The following is an 18268-nucleotide window of genomic DNA, read 5'->3' as shown; positions in this document are numbered from 1 at the left end:
AAAAACTCCTTACAACAACTGCTTGTATTTCTTCCATAGGCGCATATTGGACACTTGCTCAATCAAGCCCAGCATGAAACTAGCAATGATATAAATATTTGTCACGACAAAGGCTAGGCTGACTTGACCTGCAGCAAGGACATTAGCCAGCATAGGTCCACCACCCATCACGCAAACGACAATAGCACCGATTTGTCCAAAAAAGCTGATACGCTTTTGCAGGTACTGGTGTGTCGCAATCCCAGGACGAACACCCTCGATATAATCGCCGTTATTGCGCATATTATCAGCGATATCGCCAGCGTCATAGTTATAATAGGTAAAGCCAACCGCTAAAATATAGAGAATAATGACATAACACACCACCCCTGTCAGGGTCTGTATAGATGTGCCTGTCGCAAGCGTCTTAAAAATCGTTACTTTTGGAAAGAACCCAGCCAAACATTGGAAAAGCAAAGGTGGTAGTGTCATCAAGGTCATCCCGTACATAAAGGGCATAGCACCTGCTGGATTGAGGCGGATAGGGATGTAAGCATAAGCTAGCCGACTTCTAAGCGGCGCATTGAAACGCTTAATCGCTATTCGATACTCTGCTCGATAAGTGATAATGGCAATCATGATAAGCACATACAAAACCAGAGTAAAAATCGCCCCTTGAGTCGCTATGCTCGCCCATGTCCACTTGGTCTGTGTGACATAAGTCACGATATTTGAGATGAGCCCTGTAGTCATATTAGTGAGGATAATGACAATAGCGCCACCAATGCCTTTAAGAGTGTTCATATTGGCTAGCCCCATCACAATCATCGAACCCGCAATCATCAGACTTATCGTCGCTAGACGTGCCACTGTCTCAGTACAAAAGCCGGTTTGCGACATCATGCTATACTGAGCAGACACCGTCATCCCAAACGCCTGTATCAAACTAACCAGAAGGGTAAAAAACATCATAAAACGATTGCGCCCGGCTTGGGTCATATTTTTGATAAAGGACACTTCAAAAACGGTTAAAGTTCTCAGCAAAATCTGCGCTGTCATCCAAGGTCCAAGTCCCAGCGAAAACAGAGTGAGACTGCTCAGCTGAGCACCAGACAGAACGGATAGGTTTTGCATCAGCGCTTGAACATTTTTATCCTGAAAAAAGGTGCTATCAAGCTTGACAGTAGGTATCGGGATGCGCTGCCCCAACATATACACAAAAATAATGAGCAAGGTCCAGAGCATTTTCTGGACAAATAAGGAATACGCAAACTTCCTTCTCAACAATGATAACATGACTTATTTCCTAACTTCATCTTAATAGATAGTCAACGAGGACTAACGTTTACTTATCAACTGCAACTTTTGTAGACATTTTTTGTAATTATACATATCCCCTGCCTCTAAGTACAAGTCGCAATGCAACTTCAGGCGATAGCGATAGGCTCGCAACTCATCACTCACATCCATCCCCAAGCTCGCTAGAACACCAAGGCGCTCTTCAACGCTTTTGATAGGATAGACATAGACACCCTCAACGGTCTTTGTCACGCTGCTTTCTCTCTTGCGGTGATAGTAGAGGGCACGGTTTTGATAAGCAATCTTATCAGAAGCTAGATAGAGCTTCCAAGTGGTATAGTCATCTTCGACCTTTTCACTTTCTGGATAGACGACATTATCAAAAAGACAAGCTTTATAGAGCTTAGACCAAGGGACAGTAAAGCACTGAATGAGCGAAAAATGCCCATCATACTGAAACTTGAACCATTCCTTCGATGTATAGACCGCTTCATAAAAATCATCTTCACGAAGATGGAAGGCATAAGCACTTCTCTCCTCGATAAACTCTGTAAAATTAGCAACCGCTATATCTGCATTATATTTTTGTAAAGCTTCATAGAGTAATTCAATATGAGTAGACTCCAGCCAATAGTCATTATCAACAAAGAGAATATAATCCCCTGTCACTAGTGACAGCGCTGTATTGCGAGTAGCACCAACGCCACTACCACCTAGCTTTTTATGATAGACACGCACTCGTTCGTCTCTTGCCGCATACTCCTCACAAATAGCAGCTGACCTATCGGTTGAACCATCATTGAAAAGGATAATCTCAAGATTGGTGTAGGTCTGATTGATGATACTGTCTAGGCACTCTCTAAGGTAAGCCTCAGAGTTAAACACGGGAACAATCACACTGAATTTTTCCATTTAGTCTCTACCTTTCTCAAGGAGATTCAGCTTGACCTTGATGTCTTTAGCCAGTGCAATCTGCCCTGCATTAAGTGCGTTTTCAAAACATTTTTCCAAACGCTGGTGATAAGACTTGACATGTTCTGAAATATCGTAGTTCATAGCAGCCATAAGTGCTATGCGCTCCTCGGCTTTTGAAATCTTGGTCGCTATATCCTTTTGCATGACGGTTTTAGATAGGCTATCCTCGTGCTGAGAGTAAAAGTAAATAGCAGAATTGACAAAGCTAATACGCTGACATCTCAAATAGAGCTTGTGAATAATAGAGTCATCCTCACGCACACGTCCCACAGGATACTCAATATCCTCCCACAGCTCACGCTGGTAGAGTTTAAAAGGCGTGTAAATAACCGTCAAGAAAAGATTATGACGAGGATTACTTTCTTGATCCAGCCATTCTTGAGGACTGTACACTTTTTCAAAGTACGTTTCTTCCGTCGTGAAAAATAAGAAAGCCTGAAGTTCTTCATTGAAAGAAGCAAAATTCCCCGAAGCTATATCAGCGTCACTTTCAGTCAGGCGCTTGTACAAGACGTCAAGATACAGTTTATCGACAAAGTCATCACTGTCAATAAAGGTGATGTAATCGCCTGTCGCAAGCTTCAAGCCTAAGTTTCGAGTGGCAGAAACGCCTTCATTTTTCTTATGAACGACACGGATACGGCTATCACTTTCTTTGACCTCCTCTAAAATCTTAGCACTACCATCTGTTGAGCCATCATTGATAAGGAGCAACTCAAAGTTCGTGTAGGTCTGCTCTAGAATAGAATCAATACAACGTCTTAGATAGTTTTCGGCATTGTAGACGGGCACGATAATGGAGATTTTTTCTGATGTCATCGGTTTCTTTTCCTTATCTTTGATGTGAGCGACAATCTGAGAGAGATAGTTAGTTTCCTCATCAAAAGCAATGTCCGCATCATAGTTAAACTCAGAAGTGTGCTTGTGCGCTAACTTCACCTTATGCGTTGCTTTCATCTGATACCACTCGTATTCAGAGTCGATATGCCCAAGGCCAATAGCTTGAATGCCGCTATCAGCCAGACGTTTGACCAGCACCTTAGCTGTAGGACCTAGCATAACCAGAACAAGGCGGTTAGCACTGTGTTCCATTACTTTATCATAAAGCCAGTCTAGGTCTTGATAAGCGTTTTTAGACGGTCCGATGATACGCTTAATGGACTTGCTATTGTCAAAAAGGTCATTGCCCACACCAGAGCGAGACGTTTCTCCCTCCACAATGAGCAAGTCCTTGTCCTGCCAAAGACTGCGAAGCTTTTCAAGGTTTGCCTGTGCTTGGCTCTTATCCACCCAGTCGATGTAAGGGCGTGATAAAAAGGTTGAGCCGTACCAGCTAGAGTGGCAGTGCTCCTTATAAAAGTCCGAAAATTGCTCAAAGTGATTTTCCCAAAAGTGCTGAGCATTACTGTTATAGCGCTCCAAATGCTCAAAGACATCTGGCAGACAGACCATGAGCTTGGGACTGCTCGGTGTCTCTAATATCTCCAGCAGTTCAAGCGCCAAGTCCTTATCATAACTTTGATAAGGAATGCTGCGCCCCATGATAAGGTCTATCTCACCATCACCAAAACGCACAACAGGAGCCTGATGTTGCTTGATATAGTAAATAGACCATGAAATAGAGCGCACCTCAATTTGTGGTAAAGCCATCACTTTCTCCTAATCTCCTGTCTTATCATAAACTGCACAAATCGCTTCGACCAAGAGGCGACGTGTGAAATAACCATTTCTCAGAAAGGGGTTAAAGGCTCTGAAGTTTGCCACCAACTGCTGATAAGTCTCCTCTGGCAGTTGCTTAACAAGCTCGGCTGCCGCTTCTAGACTATCAACGACCAAGCCTAGCTTGTTTTCTTCTATGATGTCTTGATTTGCAATGCCACGCTCGACAATGACAGGAATACCTGCTGCTAGAATAGTGCCTAGTTTATAAGGGCAGTAGAGCTTCATATAGTCCTTATCATGCTTTGCCATCCAGACCAAACCAAAACCACCACGAGATAAGTCCATCATGAGCGCATCATTTGGTCGCCAAGCTTCTTTGACCCCCTGCTCTGGTAGGTCTTCATTTGTACCATAGACATGTAATGGAACATCAAAACGCCACTCCCGCACAAAAGGAAAACGCTCTGGATTGCCTGGTAAATGAATCTTGCGCTCAAAATGCGCTGGATACATGGGCAGCTCTGTCGGATTGTCCCACATCCGCTGAAAGACGACTTTCTGCGTGGTAAAGACGTGCTCTCTCAACTTATCGACCATAGCTTGACTGGGTGCAATCAGGACATCTGCTTGATTGTTCATGGCAATCACACGCTCCATGAGGTAAAAGTTTGAGGAAAACATCAAAGGCACCCCATCATGGATAAAAATCACCAGCTTCACGCCAAAAAGGCGGATACGAGACAGCAACTTTTCATCAAAGGCTGTGCTGTTCCAAGTCGGCAGCTGCACAATGACCCCATCGCCCCTGTGAAGCCCTGCCAGAATACCATCTAGACGTTTACTGAGCTCAATCTCGCTGTCTGACTGCATATTATAAGCGTAGATACCCAGCTCACGGTAGACTAGACTACTTGAAACATCCATGACCATGCTTTGCCCAATATGGGCAGCACCAGCCATGCCGTTGATATTGGTAATGTAAACTCTCATTGTTTTCCTTCTTCTTACTTTCTGTACTTTTGCATTAACTTGCGTTTTAGTTTCATATCTTTGTAGACTGCTATATCACCTTGCTCCAGCATAGCTTTTTCGTTGACAGCACTTCGCCACTTGAAGGCTTCAATCTCACGAGAAATATCAAAGCCAATGAGCGTCAAGAGAGACAAGCGTTCTTCTACCGCTTCTGCTGAAAAGATATGTGCTTGATTGCCGACCTGTGTCATAGAGCTGCTATTGATACGGTAAATATAAGAAGCCGCATTGATGTAGACAATGCGCTCTGAAAAAAGATATAGCTTCCAAGTCGTATAGTCATCATCTGCGTGTTTATTAGGATAGAGCGCATCCTCAACAAGCTCGCGCTTATAGAGCTTGCCCCAAGGGACAACAAAGAAAGAACTCAAAAAATGCGGCTGTCCGTACTGAAAAGCAAACCACTCCTCAGGTGTATAAACCTTTTCATAATAGTCTTCAGCGCTCTAGTGAATATTGTAACTACCTTTTTCTTCGCTGTATTGGGAAAAGTTAGTGATAGCAATATCGCTATCTGGCTTGGTCAAAACCTGATACAAGTCTTCAATATGATTGGGATCCATCCAGTCGTCGCTATCAATAAAGCAGATGTAAGCACCAGTTGCTAAACTCAGTCCGACATTACGCGTTTCACCCACACCAGTACTTTCTTTGTGAAGAGTCTTGATACGCTGGTCCGCTTGGACAAGCTGCTCCATGATTTTTCCTGTTGTATCTGTAGAGCCATCATTGACGATAATAATCTCAAGATTCTGATAAGTCTGCGCAAGCACACTACGCACACACTGGTCTAGGTATTTCTCGCAATTATAGGCTGGTATAATCACACTTATTTTTTCCATTACACTTTCTCCTAAAAATAGCATAATCACTAACTATTATACCAAAATGTTACAAATAAACCTAGAGATATACATATACTATAATAAAATATTGTAAGTGGTAAGAGTTTTTAGATTTAATCAAACATAGCACTATGAGGGAGAACAGAAAGCTGTTCTCCCTTTTTTGTTTGCTCAAAATGATAGGGAGGTTTCAAATTGGATCAGTTTGTTTATCAGAAACTAATGGAAAGTGAAACACTAGGCTTTACTGACCCTTTTAAGGACTTGGGAACATTTGACAGTGTTCTCATGAAATTTGTTGAACCTGTTGAGAAATTAGTCAATAAATACTCTGGAAATCCCGACAGTCCTTACTGGCAGGAAAGAATTAAGGAAATGAGAAAACTCTATATAGAATATCTAGAATGTTCTCAAAGCCATAACGAGTCATTAGATTACCGCTTACGAAATGATGAAGCGAAAAAACACGCTGATGAGATTGTAACGACCTACTTGAAATTAGGCTTTCGATTTAAAGAAATTGAAGGGAAGATTAAACTTCCGACCAAACGTTTAAGGCGTAACTGGAGACGCTCTGATTATGTGGAGACTGCTAAACCTCGATTTTACCTAAAAGAAAAATTGAGAAATGGAAATAGTTTTCCTAAGCATAACTTGCCAAGTAGTTTAGAGTTAAACAAGGAGATAGATAAGCAATGGATATTAAACAAGTTTTTTGCTCAATAGGTCTCATCATCTCGATTTCAGTTTTGTTGTGGCTAGATATAAAGAAAATACAGTCTGGAAAGATAAAGCTCAGTGTTGAAGATTGGGTTTCTGTAATAGTTTTCTATTTTCTTCTGTATTTTATTGCTGGTACTACTCTTTATTTTGAACTATCGAAACTATTTTAAAAAAATTTATGACGACAAAAAACTTCTATTCCTTAATCCTCAAAGATGGGTTAAGACAAACCAAATTTAAGAACAGTCACCTAAAACTAATCTCTTCGGCTGAAGAAAGGAAACGTGGTGCTATATTTGCCTATCGTTCTAAGGATTATATGGTAAAGGCACGTGGAGTTGCTCTGACATCGATGGAAGCTATTTTTGAGAACCAGAACAACTTTACCCACTGGACACCAAACGTCTATCGCTACGGCTCTTATAGTGATGATAAACGCACAATTACACGTGGACACGCTGAAGAGAATCTCAGACAGATTAACACTTTCTACATTGATTTTGATATTACGTCTTCCGCTGAAGAGATGACCTCTGGAGATACTTTAACAGCTGCGACTGACCTGGGCTTTATGCCGACTTTAATTCTGAAGTCTGATAAGGGCTATCAAGCTTACTTTGTTCTGTCAGAACCTGCCTATGTCACAGCTCATTCTAATTTTAAAGTGATTAAAGTCGCAAAAGCCATTTCTCAAAATTTGAGACAGTACTTTGCCCAAACATTGCCAGTTGATCTCACGTGTAACCATTTTGGGATTGCACGTATGCCACGAACAGACAAGGTAGAGTTCTTTCATAAAGACTATACGTATTCTTTTCAAGAGTGGTTAGATTGGTCAATGAAGCAGTCTGACTTGCCATTCCCGAGTAAGCAACCAAATTTAACAGTTATTTCAGGGTCAAAAGGGGTAAAACAGATTGACGAGCCCTGGTAGGGTTTGCTGATGAAGAGGGCGAGTATCAAGGGGGCTAAAGCTCTAATGGGGAGAAACAATGGTCTATTTACCCTTGCTTTAGCCAACTTTTCATCTGGTGTCTCTCAGGGCGATTGTGAGGTCATTTTAAACGAGTTCAATCTACAACTAGACGAACCAGTCTCTACAGGTGAACTCTTAAAGCTAATTGCTAGTGCCTACTCAGGTAAATATGAGGCGGCTAGCCGTGATTATATCACACTACTGTGCAAAGCTTGGGTCAATAAAGACCTCAACAGTTCAGAACTTCTTATTAAACAGGGGTGGTACAAATTTAAAAAGAAACGTGCTGATCGAGTACATAGCAACTATACTGAATGGGAAACGGACATTATGGGCTATATCACGGATCAAACAGATACTGAAAAGGTTGCTCTAAAAGTCACTCAAAAAGATCTGCAGAAAGCTCTTGGTATTGCTAGCTCTAGTCTTAAGATTGTCTTACGTCGATTGGCAGACCATAATAAAATCTTCCTCCAGGTGAAGAAAGGACGGGGAGGAGGTTTAATCCTCGCTTCTGTTAAAACGGTTCTTCTGTCTATCTTGCTAAAGACACAAGAAACTAAAACGGCTTATTTTGCGTCTCTCGCAAGTTTTCTAGAGATACCAGGTCAAATAATCAAACAAACTATTATTAAAGCTCAGGAGGGTTTAAAACATGCCATAAAAGGTCAATTATTTGAGGAAGATGTGGGATAAAAGTAAGAAAAAATAAAATAGCCAGACTGCCATTACATTATATCTATGATACTGAAGGGGGAAATAATGGACAGAAAAAATAAAGCTTGGTCAACTGAGGAATTAGATTATCTTAGGACATTTTCAGAATTTCCTGATGGGGATAACTGTATTATGGTTGCTCAATATCTAAATAGGACTCCTGGCGCTATTAGAACACCAGTTCATAAACTAAGGAAAGAAGGAGTTCACACCAAATTACTGGATAAATGGACAGATTGGGAAATCAACGCCTTGATAAATATGAATGGGTAAATAACTGTCAAAGAACAAGCAGAATTATTAGGGCGTTCTTATAGTTCAGTCTCACACAAAAGAGGGGAATTGGGATTAAGGACAGTCCGAAAAACAACACCAGCCAGTAAAGGAAAAGAGATACGAAAGATGGCGCATCAGGGTCTGTTTCGGAGAGAGATTGCAGACAAATTAGGACTAAGCTACTCTTCACTTTGTAAATATATCAGACGTGAAAATATTTGTTGTGTAGATGATGAAGAGGGGCGCTTGGAAGGTTTTAGGAAACGTATTAAACTCCATAATCAAGAAATGGCTTGGGCATTTCACAGGGAGAAACATCATGGCTAGATGGGTAATTTTTAATCTTTATGATGGAGAGTTTATCCGCCAAAATGATGCGATAATCGTATTTGAAACAAAGGGCTTGGCTAGGCAATTCTTAGAGCGTTACAGAAAGACTAAACCACTTCAAATAACAAAAGATGTTACTGTTAATTACAGCTACTATGACGCACCATTTCGCTTTGTAAAGGAGGAAGATTATGAAGAACTATAAAATCATTCGAGGTTATTATTTAACAGGACTAGGACAAGAGGAACTGGTCTATCATTTCAAACTATCAGAAGACCAAGTAGAATTTAAAACGATTCAGGTTGGAGATATTGCAGTGACCTTTTATCAAAACCAGGAGGCTATTACTTACCTGACTGCTTTGATACGAGTTGATGGGATTGTCACATCTGAAAGAGCAGTTGAAGAGTACTTATTGGCAGAACAAAAAGACGGTTTTCCTATGTTACAGATTTTTGAAATCTACCAACATTCTGACCCACGCTTGTTTAAAAATGTGATGGAAAGCTGTCAAGACATGCACGAGGAAATCAAAGTTTTGGCCAGACAAAAACGTCAAAAAGGAGAGAATCAACGACACTTATTTTTAGAATTTGGGAAGCCCTTTTACATGGTTTTATCGTAGCCATTTTACTCATGTTAGCTTTCTATCCAGTCTGCTTCTTAGAGATAAGAGTAGGCTCAAAAACAGATAAAAAAATCACCCTTCCTTCTTCTGTTGCTCTAGCTTGTTTTTGTATGATGGTTGTACCGAAACGGCTAAACATTCTTTCCAAAAAAGAGAGAAAACAGAACAAAAAGAAGGAGAAAAACTAGTGTGTTTAGGTGTGTTATTCCTAAATATCATGAGTGTGTGGCAGTGTGTTTTTGAAGAGAGGTGGTAAAAACTAGTGTGTGTTTTAGGTAGGCGTAGCCGAGAAAATTGGGGACAGCGGAAACGTTGATACTATCAACTTACCACGACATGTGGTAACAGTTTCCCTTATGCTCTTTTCTGGAGTTTAGGGGAATAATAAGGTAGTCAAATTACCTAGTCAAAAAAATGGTTAATTTACCTCCCTATTTTTTACCTCTCAAAAATTGACGAGAAAGTGAGGTCGTATATGGACGATTGGAAAACCATGTTAGAGGTCGCTAAAGAGTTGAATATTACAAAAAGTTTAGTCAGGTATCATCGACAAAAACTGACAAACAGCGATGTTAAAATGAAAAACGGTGTGACCTATATTTCACCCCAAGGGATTGTCAAAATCAAAAGCTTTTTACGGTCATCAGACGACAGTGATGACTTTGAAACGATTGTTAAAAATCAACTCAACTTGATTCAAGATTTGCTGGTCACTTCCAAAAATTTACCTGAAAAAAATACCAAAGAAACGATTGAGTCTTTTCGAGAATTTCTAATCCGTACGCCAGATAGTTTGGTAGTCTTGAAAGAACTGGAAAGACAGTCACATGGGACAATAGATAGTGAATTTTATTTTTCACTCATAGATTATCTTGAGAGAAAAAATGGAACTATTGATAACTTTTTTAGCTGAATAGAAATGGAGAAAATATGGTAGTAGACAAACGAACAGAGTTAAAAATTAGAGGATTAACCCCGCTTGAAATTGATTATCTGAAGGCTGAAGCTAAAAGAGTAAAAGCAAAATCACTAAATGAATTTTTAGTCCAGGTCTTGCGTGAAAAAATTGAACTAGGAAAATTTAATAGGGTGGAAGCCAACTACTTGGCGCATCTGGTAAATATGAAATTGACATCTGACCATGTCCTATTTTTAACCCAAAAACAGACAGTTCTATTGGCTGAGAATGAAGAAAAAATGGCCCGCTATGCGGACCACATTTCACGCTGGTTAGAATACGAAGGGGAGGTAGAAAGCAGTGACTAAAGATTTTATTATTCGTGGTGTTCCAGATAGCTTATTTGTGCAATTACACATGATGGCTAAGGAACAGGGGTATCGCTCGTTTAATGCCTTTATGGTGGCACAGATGGAGCGTATTGTAAAAGCTGGAGGGTTAGACTTATATGATAATCACTTTGCGGAGACTTTGGCTGACATTAAAGAACAACAAGCGCAAATTTTGGAATTACTGCTCAAAAATGAAATCAAGCGACAGTATGCCAATGTCAAGCAAGATACGGTAGAAGAGCTCACCACAATGGGGCTTAATCGCTTTATGAAGTAGTGATTTTCGGCTGGAAATTTGGTATAATAGAACAAATATATGGAGGGAAGTCAATGACTCAAAAAAAAGAACTCGTTGCTGAAATAGAGGAGTTAACAACCAAACGAAATCGTTTGTTAGCCCAGATAAAAGAGGCTGAACAGTGGGAATCAGTTGCCTGGGATAGTTTTCATGCTCTCGCAGACCATGTTAATGCCATGGAGAAAAAGCGAAAGATTGCACAAAATTATTGGGACAGTTCCCAAAGTGAGATTACTCATCAATTTGGCTTTGTGGCAAATAAAGACAATAAAGTGAAAAAAGTCCTAGCAAAAAAACGCTTTGATCTTTTGGAGCATGAGATTGAAACACTTATGGAGGAGGTTCGAGAATTAGCAGATGTTCTTGGTATAGAGTTTGACGAACTCCCTCTACACTTTCCTTTCTTTGCCCTACCAGCAGAGACACTTGAAAAATAAGGAGATTACCTATGATGAAAAGAAAAATGATATTTATTTTAGGGCTTCTGGGGCCCTGTGTGGCTGTTTTAACAGCCTGTTCGAGTCAACCGTCCAAGAATGCGGACGGCACGCCTAGCACGCTGAAAAACCGTTATTTGGGGTATTATCGTTCTGATACAGATAACGCCTATTATTTCCAAGAAAGTACCAACGAATTTGATTTTAATGTGAAAAAAAGCACGATTTCAGATGGTTCTGGTGATGATTACTACTCCAAAAAATACATTGTAGTCGAAGAAGATGAGCTAAATTCTAAACTTCAAGGGCAAGCACAAAAATATAAAGCCCAAGTCACAGATAAGGATACCGTATTTTATCTTGTTTTAAAAGATAATGACGTTTATATGGACGGGAAAGTAACAAAATCTGAACAACAGGCTGTTTATCAGGTTGTTTTAAGTAACGGTGGTAAAGACATCAAAATTATTGCCTTAGGTTCTATCTATGGCTATGGTGATGATTTTGTCTTCACGGGTACAGCTAAAGAATAAGCAGTTTAGGAGCCAATACAAGCTCCTTTTTGTTTTTTCCTGTGATTTGTCCCCTTACTGCAAGAATTGTCATTATCTCTTATGGTAGTAATAACAATACTATAAGGAGTAGTTAATGAAATACGATACGTTTTCAGACCTAATGTCAAATTTCAAGGATTTACATAGAGAAACTCCAGCAACAGACCCAAGGTCTGCACCCTTGGTTGAATTTTACAAGTATTGGAGTAACTATTTAGAGCCTACACCAGCCTACATTGCTTTCATGTCTAACATTTGGGGAACACTTGCTAAGGGACTATATTTTATCACAGCTAGCCTAGAACATGTTTTTAATAACATGTTCAAGCTCTTTGGACTCTTTGGTTACCTAGGCAATCAAGATTCAATTATTGGGCAGTTCTCTTATTGGTTTCAGCTGATAGGGGTAACCCTCTTCACCTTAATTCTAGTTGTAAGTGCAATTACTGGTGTTTTTACTAAACCTGTCAAATAAAAGGGAGTTATTACCAACTTCTTACTAGTGACCTTTGTCACGTCCGTTTTTCCGATGGAACTGACAGCTATTTCCACCTCCATCGCTCAAGATGCCCAAAATATCCAAACAGTGAAGAGCGCAACAGAAGATGATTCTTCTTACTTCTCCTCCTTGGCGGTTCAACCCATGAAAAATAATGTGGTAGTTCTTAAGGTACTGATTGATAAAGACTTTTCAACGGAACTTTTCCCATTGGACGACCAAGGCCTTATTAAACCACCTAAAGAAGGCTCAACTCCTGTCAATAACATCACAGATAGTCCTGATAAACGAGATTCTTCTGATTTTGCCTCTCGCATTGATTTCAGTGCTACCTTTGGAGCGACAGACTCTGAGCTTCTTGATGCCTTAGAGAAGAAACAAAAGGGACTAAAAGGATTGTTCCTACATCAAGTAAATGCCACACCAGACGGTATTCTAGCGATGAACGAACATAAATTTATAGGACAATTGAACTCTTTTGAACCTGTCTATAAGCGTTATAAGGTCAACTGGATAGGGATGTTCGCCCAGTACATCATCTTGATTGCTCTTTTGGCAAGTAGGGCTATTAAATTGGTTAAATCTATCTTTGATATTGTTATACAAGCCTTAATTTCCCCGCTTGTAGGTTATACCTCTCTGTCATCATCTAAGAAGTATAAAGAGCTGTTACGAACAGCTGGAGGAGCCCTGGCGGGTATTTTCTTTGAAGTGGTGATTGTGCGAGTGACCTTGGAAATTTTAAGGGACTTACAGAAGCTTGCTGTTTCAGCGGTTACAAAATTATCTGGAGGCTTCTTTGACGGTCTCAATAGTTGGGAACAGATGATTGCGGCTTGCGTGGTCTATATCGGTGTTTTCTTAGCAGCCATGAAAGGGGTGACCCTGATTGAGAGTTGGCTTGGTGTCTCAACGGGTCATAGTGATACTGCTCAACAATTGATTGGAGCGATGATGGCAGGACAAGCCTTTGCGACTGGCGCAGGTGCTGTTGGAAATGGTGCAATGGCTATGGGCAGTTTAGGATTAAAGGTAGCTAAGAAAACGCCTGGGGTGGTTGCTTCAGGAAGTAAAATCCTCGGCTATAGCCTAGCTACAACTGGCGGTGGTATTCGAGGTACTTTTAACTCTGTGAAAGACCAAGGTTTAGCCAATACAGCTAAAGGAGGACTAAGCAATATGTATAGTGCAGCCGATCTCGCAGCACGAGAAGCCGTCGGTAAAGTCAAAGACTTTGCAGGTGGTGTGAGTGACCCCCTTAGACAAAAAGAACAAGCTGGTCACGATGCCGTGTATCGTGGTTTGAAGGACAATAGTTTTAAAGACCAACCACAACCTGTTTCTCCTTATGACCCTGATGCGAACTTTGCCCCTTCAGGTTCATCTAGAACTGACCCTATGTTCTCAGATGATGCTGGACCAAGTGGTGGAGGTATTTCAGACCCAACGATAGCACCAACTGATTCCTCTGGAGAAGATTTTGGCGGTATCAGTGAAACAACACCAGTTTCTCCACCAGAAGCAGCAACGCAACCAAAAGCACAAGCTCCTCTTCCAAATGTTGCCTCTAGTGCTCCTAAAAAGACAAAAGTAAGTTCTTCACCAAAGCATCATTTTCAACAATCCATGCATCAAATGAACCAGATGAACCAACAAATGAAACAAGCTAGTCAACGGATGCAGGGACAATCTCTTATTAAAGGGGCTGAAATTGAGGAGGACGATAGCTAGTGTTGACGTTTTTTCTCAAAAAAGGTAAAGTGTTAACATCGTATCAGTGAGTTGATATGCATTAAGCGCTTGGCATTAGCCAGGAGCTTTTTTACGTAGAATTAAAATAAATTTGCCTACTCCTCTACCTGCTTTGTACAATAGCCTTATTGCTTTTGGAGGTGGCGGGTATGATAGACGAGAGAGAACTCAAGGAACAATTACTAGAAAAAACTAATAAGGACTTTTTAAGTTGGGTGAAGGCCTATGATGAATCACTAGTGCCAATCATGAAGCAAAAAGGCTATACCTGCATTCATTCTATGGAACGTACGGTCGCTTTTACCTTTGGAGAATTTACCTTCAGGCGACGTCGCTGGAAGAAAGGGGATAGCTGGGTTGTGCCAGTGGACGAAAAACTAGGACTAGAGAAAAATACCAGGTATTCAAGAGAATTTATGTATCTAGTGGCCAGATTGTCAACCATGATGTCTTATGCCAAGGTCGTCCGGGTAATAGAACTGACCTATCTTATTGTCATCACAAAACCAACGGTTGTCAAAGCCGTTAAACTATGCGCTGACTTACTGGAAGAACAAAAGGATTATCAAGCTTATCAGGAAGATTATATCACTAAAGAAAAAGCAAATACCATTTATGTCGAGGGGGACGGGGTCATGGTCAAATCCAGCGAGAAAGACCTGGAGAATCGTCGTATTGACCTCTCCCATTTTGTAGTGCAGACAGGCAGTCAGAAAGTGGGTAACAACCGTTTTGAGCTCCAAAAAAAGAAAGAGTTTGTATCGCTCAATAATCGTAAAGAACGCGACCAAGTATTAGATTACCTTTACCACCATTTCGAGACGACCAAAGATACCCTTCTTATCACAAATTCAGACGGGGGTCATGGCTATACTCCCTACGTTTTTAAAGAAATGGCTAAAGCGCTCAAAGTGAGTCGTCATGAACATTTCTGGGACGAATACCATCTCAATCAAAAGCTAAAAACCTTTTTTAAACCCTATCCAGCTGAACTCCTGGATAAGGCTTTTCAGGCTATTCACGAGCATAATAAAAGCCTTCTGCGTACGGTATTAGATACCACAGAAGGCTTAATAGAGACAGCGGATGAATGGGAACAGTTTGACAACTTTAAACGTAAACTCCTTCAAAATTTTCAGTATACTAAGCCAGCTACCTTAAGAGGATTTCGTCATGCAGGAATTGGTATCTTGGAAAGACAACACCGGAAAATCACTTATCGCATGAAGAAAGGGGGTAAATATTGGACATTAAGAGGGGCAGAAGCCATGAGCCAGATGATACTACTAACTGATAAAGACGAGCTTAGGGAACTCATGTTAGGCGCATGGCGGGAAGACTATCAGAAAATTAAAGAACTGAAAGGTCTGTCTGGAGGTGAAATCAAACGTTTGGAATCTAAAAAATCCAGTCAATCCATGCCGACTGCGAGAATTACCTGGAAACAATTTAAGCCCTAAGCTAGCAGAAAAACTTGCATGGTGAACTAAAACCTGTTATAATGATATCAAATTAAGCGAATAAAAAAGACGTAAGGATTGCAGTCCTTACGGCACCGTGTGAGACACTATAAGGAACACAACTCACTCAGTCTTAAACCTATGATAAAGCTTAATGCGTAGGAAGTCAAGACTGGGACAAGAGAATCCTGGTCTTTTTTCTTACTCGGTGGGAGCTCTCGCATGGGGTTTGAGGACTTCTAAAAAATTCTACCACTTACAAAATATTTACACCATTGACAAATAAGACGCTTTTTGATATTCTAATTTTAATTAGACATCGGGGTTGATTATGTATTACGTTTTAAAGCATGATAAGGATAATGTTTATCTGCGTGATTCGGATGGGCATTTGGTGAAGTTAGAGAGAGCATTATTTGATTTTAAGATTAAGGCTGGCGACCGCATTGAGCTCTATCAGGATGCTGATATGACAGTGGTTGTGCCTTTTGTTGAGGAAAAGGTGCTTGAAATCAAGGGCGAAAAATCCGTTAAATCCAGCCTCTTACAAGGTATTTTAGACTTATTCCTAGAGACTCTTGCTATTCATAACAATCAACTGGGCAATCTCAAGCAGGTTTTCTCGCAATTCCTCATCACTTTATTTATGGCATGGAGCTTACTTGGCGTCATTGTCATTGAAACTCTACTTTTCTTAGAGTCTGCTCTAGTCTTTTTATGGAAACTCCTTATCCGGGGCTTAAAAGCCCTCCATTTGGTAGTTAACAGCAAACGTCTCCTTGAAAAGCGTAGACAAGCTAAGGAAAAAAAAGAACAAGCTGAGGAGCCTGAACCTCTCGAGCAAGAACAAGACAAGAACAAGCAGACAGAAGAAACAAAAAGTGAATGAGGACAACTCATTCACTTTTTTAAGACATGAAATAAGCTCGAAAGACTCCGATTTCAGGTTCATTGACCCCAAGGAAAATGGTGTCGACTGCTTGTAAGACAGTATCTCCAGATACTACCTCTGCTTCTCCTGTGTGTAGTTGGGTCGTTATTAGGACGTTTTTAGGCAGTTCTAGGTCTTTGACACGCTTTCCTGCTACCTTTTCAGAGACCGTAAGCTCTATCAAGGTCGGCTCTACGACAGATGTATCGTGCTTAGGTGCCATTCTCTCAAGCATGGCTTCATAGATAGGCTCACCTTTTAGCAAATCCATCACCAGATAGGCAACCAAAGTCACCGTGCCAAGCGCCATGAGCTGCCGCAAATCTCCTACCATTTCCGTCAACAAAATCATAGACGTTAGCGGTGCTTTTGATACCGCACCAAAATAGCCAGCCATCCCAAGAATGACAAACAAAGGCAAGAAATGTCTAGGCATCAAATGCAACTCTACCATCCCTAAGCCAAATACCATACCAGAGAGCGCCCCAAGAGCTAAGATAGGAAGGAAAATCCCACCTGGCACACCGCTGCCTTAACTGAGCATGCTCCAAACAAAGCGAATAACGAGATTCAAAAGCGCCGTCCAAAGCCCTATAGAACTACTAGGCAGAGATTCGATCAAGCTATTGCCCCCGCCTAACAGTTGCGGGAAGAAATAGCCAATTGGAAAGAGAAAAATCATAGATAAGACGACATAAAAAGGGGCAGATAGGTGACATATCTTTCCTAGAAAAGCATAGAATTTACCCATATTAAGAACAACCTTTTCATAGACATAGCCTAGAACACCCAGAAAAAGTCCCAAAAGCAGATAAATCCAATACTGATGCAGCCCTAAAAAGGACACATTTTCAGGCATGGCAAGGACAGGCTTGAGCCCAAAGATATTGAGCGAAATGAAGTTGGCAACAAGGCTAGCAACCAGTGCTGTTATCCAAATCTTGCGAGAAAAATGGTGATACACTTCCTCAACAACAAAAAGAAGACCTGCTATCGGTGCATTAAAAGCGGCTGATAGTCCAGCAGCTGCACCACGGGCTATTAGGACACGCTGCTCAGTTCGTCCTGTCTTCATCAGCTCAGTCAGACCTTTACCTGCCATTGCTCCCAATTGGATACTAGGTCCTTCACGTCCTAGCATGAGCCCAGATGAAATCGCCAAGACACCACCGTTAATCTTACGCCAAATGACGGACCACCAGTTGGGATGTAAAAGTCCTTTTAATTCTCCCTCAACATGAGGGATACCAGAGCCTTTGATATCTGGATCAGACCTTATCAAAACCGCTACGACGACCGCCACGATAAGGCTAGTGGCAATAAGCTTAAGGAGTAGGAGAGGATTGTCGTGCGATTGCTGATAGAGGGTGCGCACCCGTGTGAAAATCTCCTCAATCAGCAGGCGAAATACGCCTACAAAGACCCCAACTACCAACCCAACCAGCACCCCTCGATAGACGGGCTTTAGAATTGACTCTGATGTTAACTGATAATCTTGCTTATGACGCTCCATGATACTCCATTCTAATAAGTCTATTGGATTTTTACTCACGCCTATTGTATCAAAATTTCAGGCAGATTTCGATAGCCTTCAAAAAATCGTA

At 41.0% G+C, this 18268-nt stretch carries 18 protein-coding genes and 3 pseudogenes; 14 read left to right on the top strand and 7 right to left on the bottom strand.

The genetic code is table 11. From position 1 onward, the window contains the following. Positions 1 to 9: 9 nt before the first annotated feature. The 6 genes from secY2 to G5B60_RS11430 all read right to left on the bottom strand — a co-directional run bounded on the left by secY2 (position 10) and on the right by G5B60_RS11430 (position 5789). Positions 10 to 1275 carry an accessory Sec system protein translocase subunit SecY2 gene (gene secY2, locus G5B60_RS04155; RefSeq protein WP_164682787.1) on the bottom strand — a complete coding sequence of 422 codons (1266 nt, stop codon included), beginning with the start codon at positions 1273 to 1275 and terminating at the stop codon, positions 10 to 12. A 42-nt stretch (positions 1276 to 1317) separates the two neighbouring features. Next, complete coding sequence (locus tag G5B60_RS04150) at positions 1318 to 2190, bottom strand: glycosyltransferase family 2 protein (protein ID WP_164682785.1); 873 nt, start codon at positions 2188 to 2190, stop codon at positions 1318 to 1320. Then, positions 2191 to 3903: an SP_1767 family glycosyltransferase gene (locus G5B60_RS04145; protein WP_241154500.1), complete on the bottom strand. Its 1713-nt coding sequence runs from the start codon at positions 3901 to 3903 to the stop codon at positions 2191 to 2193. A gap of 9 nt (positions 3904 to 3912) precedes the next feature. Continuing rightward, positions 3913 to 4905 (bottom strand): sugar transferase, encoded by a 993-nt coding sequence (locus G5B60_RS04140; protein WP_206225084.1) that lies wholly within the window; start codon positions 4903 to 4905, stop codon positions 3913 to 3915. Between the two features lie 14 nt (positions 4906 to 4919). Beyond that, positions 4920 to 5318, bottom strand: coding sequence for a hypothetical protein (locus G5B60_RS11435; protein ID WP_241154499.1), 399 nt, complete (start codon positions 5316 to 5318; stop codon positions 4920 to 4922). Between the two features lie 75 nt (positions 5319 to 5393). Then, positions 5394 to 5789, bottom strand: a complete 396-nt coding sequence (locus G5B60_RS11430; protein ID WP_241154498.1) for a glycosyltransferase family 2 protein — start codon at positions 5787 to 5789, stop codon at positions 5394 to 5396. A 225-nt stretch (positions 5790 to 6014) separates the two neighbouring features. Between G5B60_RS11430 and G5B60_RS04130 the strand changes: the two genes are divergently transcribed. The 14 genes and pseudogenes from G5B60_RS04130 to G5B60_RS04065 all read left to right on the top strand — a co-directional run bounded on the left by G5B60_RS04130 (position 6015) and on the right by G5B60_RS04065 (position 16622). Beyond that, on the top strand, positions 6015 to 6518 hold the full coding sequence (locus G5B60_RS04130; protein ID WP_164684162.1) for a modification methylase Sau96I: 504 nt from the start codon (positions 6015 to 6017) through the stop codon (positions 6516 to 6518). Between the two features lie 175 nt (positions 6519 to 6693). Next, a pseudogene (locus G5B60_RS04125) lies at positions 6694 to 8187 on the top strand (primase C-terminal domain-containing protein). A 66-nt stretch (positions 8188 to 8253) separates the two neighbouring features. Next, on the top strand, positions 8254 to 8481 hold the full coding sequence (locus G5B60_RS11425; RefSeq protein WP_241154497.1) for a hypothetical protein: 228 nt from the start codon (positions 8254 to 8256) through the stop codon (positions 8479 to 8481). A gap of 129 nt (positions 8482 to 8610) precedes the next feature. Further along, positions 8611 to 8811 (top strand): hypothetical protein, encoded by a 201-nt coding sequence (locus tag G5B60_RS11420; RefSeq protein ID WP_241154496.1) that lies wholly within the window; start codon positions 8611 to 8613, stop codon positions 8809 to 8811. Then, positions 8804 to 9019, top strand: a complete 216-nt coding sequence (locus G5B60_RS04115) for a hypothetical protein (RefSeq protein WP_164682782.1) — start codon at positions 8804 to 8806, stop codon at positions 9017 to 9019. The genes G5B60_RS11420 and G5B60_RS04115 overlap by 8 nt, the downstream gene beginning before the upstream one ends. Beyond that, on the top strand, positions 9006 to 9440 hold the full coding sequence (locus tag G5B60_RS04110; RefSeq protein WP_164682780.1) for a hypothetical protein: 435 nt from the start codon (positions 9006 to 9008) through the stop codon (positions 9438 to 9440). Before G5B60_RS04115 ends, G5B60_RS04110 begins: the two co-directional genes overlap by 14 nt. A 478-nt stretch (positions 9441 to 9918) precedes the next feature. Next, on the top strand, positions 9919 to 10356 hold the full coding sequence (locus G5B60_RS04100; protein WP_164682777.1) for a hypothetical protein: 438 nt from the start codon (positions 9919 to 9921) through the stop codon (positions 10354 to 10356). 17 nt (positions 10357 to 10373) lie between these two features. After that, entirely contained in the window at positions 10374 to 10709 is a 336-nt protein-coding gene (locus G5B60_RS04095; RefSeq protein WP_164682775.1) for a hypothetical protein, read from the top strand. After that, positions 10702 to 11010, top strand: a complete 309-nt coding sequence (locus G5B60_RS04090; RefSeq protein WP_164682773.1) for a hypothetical protein — start codon at positions 10702 to 10704, stop codon at positions 11008 to 11010. The genes G5B60_RS04095 and G5B60_RS04090 overlap by 8 nt, the downstream gene beginning before the upstream one ends. Positions 11011 to 11063: 53 nt before the next feature. Then, positions 11064 to 11468, top strand: coding sequence for a hypothetical protein (locus G5B60_RS04085; protein ID WP_164682771.1), 405 nt, complete (start codon positions 11064 to 11066; stop codon positions 11466 to 11468). An 11-nt stretch (positions 11469 to 11479) separates the two neighbouring features. After that, positions 11480 to 12001, top strand: a complete 522-nt coding sequence (locus G5B60_RS04080; protein ID WP_164682769.1) for a hypothetical protein — start codon at positions 11480 to 11482, stop codon at positions 11999 to 12001. Between the two features lie 115 nt (positions 12002 to 12116). Continuing rightward, positions 12117 to 14252: pseudogene (locus G5B60_RS04075) on the top strand (pLS20_p028 family conjugation system transmembrane protein). Between the two features lie 170 nt (positions 14253 to 14422). Beyond that, positions 14423 to 15733: an ISLre2 family transposase gene (locus tag G5B60_RS04070; RefSeq protein WP_164682767.1), complete on the top strand. Its 1311-nt coding sequence runs from the start codon at positions 14423 to 14425 to the stop codon at positions 15731 to 15733. A gap of 331 nt (positions 15734 to 16064) precedes the next feature. Beyond that, positions 16065 to 16622: a hypothetical protein gene (locus G5B60_RS04065; protein WP_164682765.1), complete on the top strand. Its 558-nt coding sequence runs from the start codon at positions 16065 to 16067 to the stop codon at positions 16620 to 16622. Between the two features lie 19 nt (positions 16623 to 16641). On the opposite strand, the pseudogene G5B60_RS04060 reads toward G5B60_RS04065, so the two are convergent. Further along, positions 16642 to 18177: pseudogene (locus G5B60_RS04060) on the bottom strand (chloride channel protein). Positions 18178 to 18268: the final 91 nt, after the last annotated feature.

This window comes from Streptococcus hyointestinalis (genome assembly GCF_011039275.1).
Classification (GTDB): Bacteria; Bacillota; Bacilli; order Lactobacillales; family Streptococcaceae; genus Streptococcus; species Streptococcus hyointestinalis_A.
This window is presented reverse-complemented; position numbering and strand designations above follow the sequence as displayed.

Coding starts and splice junctions, on each gene's coding strand:
- secY2 (WP_164682787.1), bottom strand. CDS start 1,275: ATGTTATCATTGTTGAGAAGGAAGTTTGCGTATTCCTTATTTGTCCAG.
- G5B60_RS04150 (WP_164682785.1), bottom strand. CDS start 2,190: ATGGAAAAATTCAGTGTGATTGTTCCCGTGTTTAACTCTGAGGCTTAC.
- G5B60_RS04145 (WP_241154500.1), bottom strand. CDS start 3,903: ATGGCTTTACCACAAATTGAGGTGCGCTCTATTTCATGGTCTATTTAC.
- G5B60_RS04140 (WP_206225084.1), bottom strand. CDS start 4,905: ATGAGAGTTTACATTACCAATATCAACGGCATGGCTGGTGCTGCCCAT.
- G5B60_RS11430 (WP_241154498.1), bottom strand. CDS start 5,789: ATGGAAAAAATAAGTGTGATTATACCAGCCTATAATTGCGAGAAATAC.
- G5B60_RS04130 (WP_164684162.1), top strand. CDS start 6,015: ATGGAAAGTGAAACACTAGGCTTTACTGACCCTTTTAAGGACTTGGGA.
- G5B60_RS11425 (WP_241154497.1), top strand. CDS start 8,254: ATGGACAGAAAAAATAAAGCTTGGTCAACTGAGGAATTAGATTATCTT.
- G5B60_RS11420 (WP_241154496.1), top strand. CDS start 8,611: ATGGCGCATCAGGGTCTGTTTCGGAGAGAGATTGCAGACAAATTAGGA.
- G5B60_RS04115 (WP_164682782.1), top strand. CDS start 8,804: ATGGCTAGATGGGTAATTTTTAATCTTTATGATGGAGAGTTTATCCGC.
- G5B60_RS04110 (WP_164682780.1), top strand. CDS start 9,006: ATGAAGAACTATAAAATCATTCGAGGTTATTATTTAACAGGACTAGGA.
- G5B60_RS04100 (WP_164682777.1), top strand. CDS start 9,919: ATGGACGATTGGAAAACCATGTTAGAGGTCGCTAAAGAGTTGAATATT.
- G5B60_RS04095 (WP_164682775.1), top strand. CDS start 10,374: ATGGTAGTAGACAAACGAACAGAGTTAAAAATTAGAGGATTAACCCCG.
- G5B60_RS04085 (WP_164682771.1), top strand. CDS start 11,064: ATGACTCAAAAAAAAGAACTCGTTGCTGAAATAGAGGAGTTAACAACC.
- G5B60_RS04080 (WP_164682769.1), top strand. CDS start 11,480: ATGATGAAAAGAAAAATGATATTTATTTTAGGGCTTCTGGGGCCCTGT.
- G5B60_RS04070 (WP_164682767.1), top strand. CDS start 14,423: ATGATAGACGAGAGAGAACTCAAGGAACAATTACTAGAAAAAACTAAT.
- G5B60_RS04065 (WP_164682765.1), top strand. CDS start 16,065: ATGTATTACGTTTTAAAGCATGATAAGGATAATGTTTATCTGCGTGAT.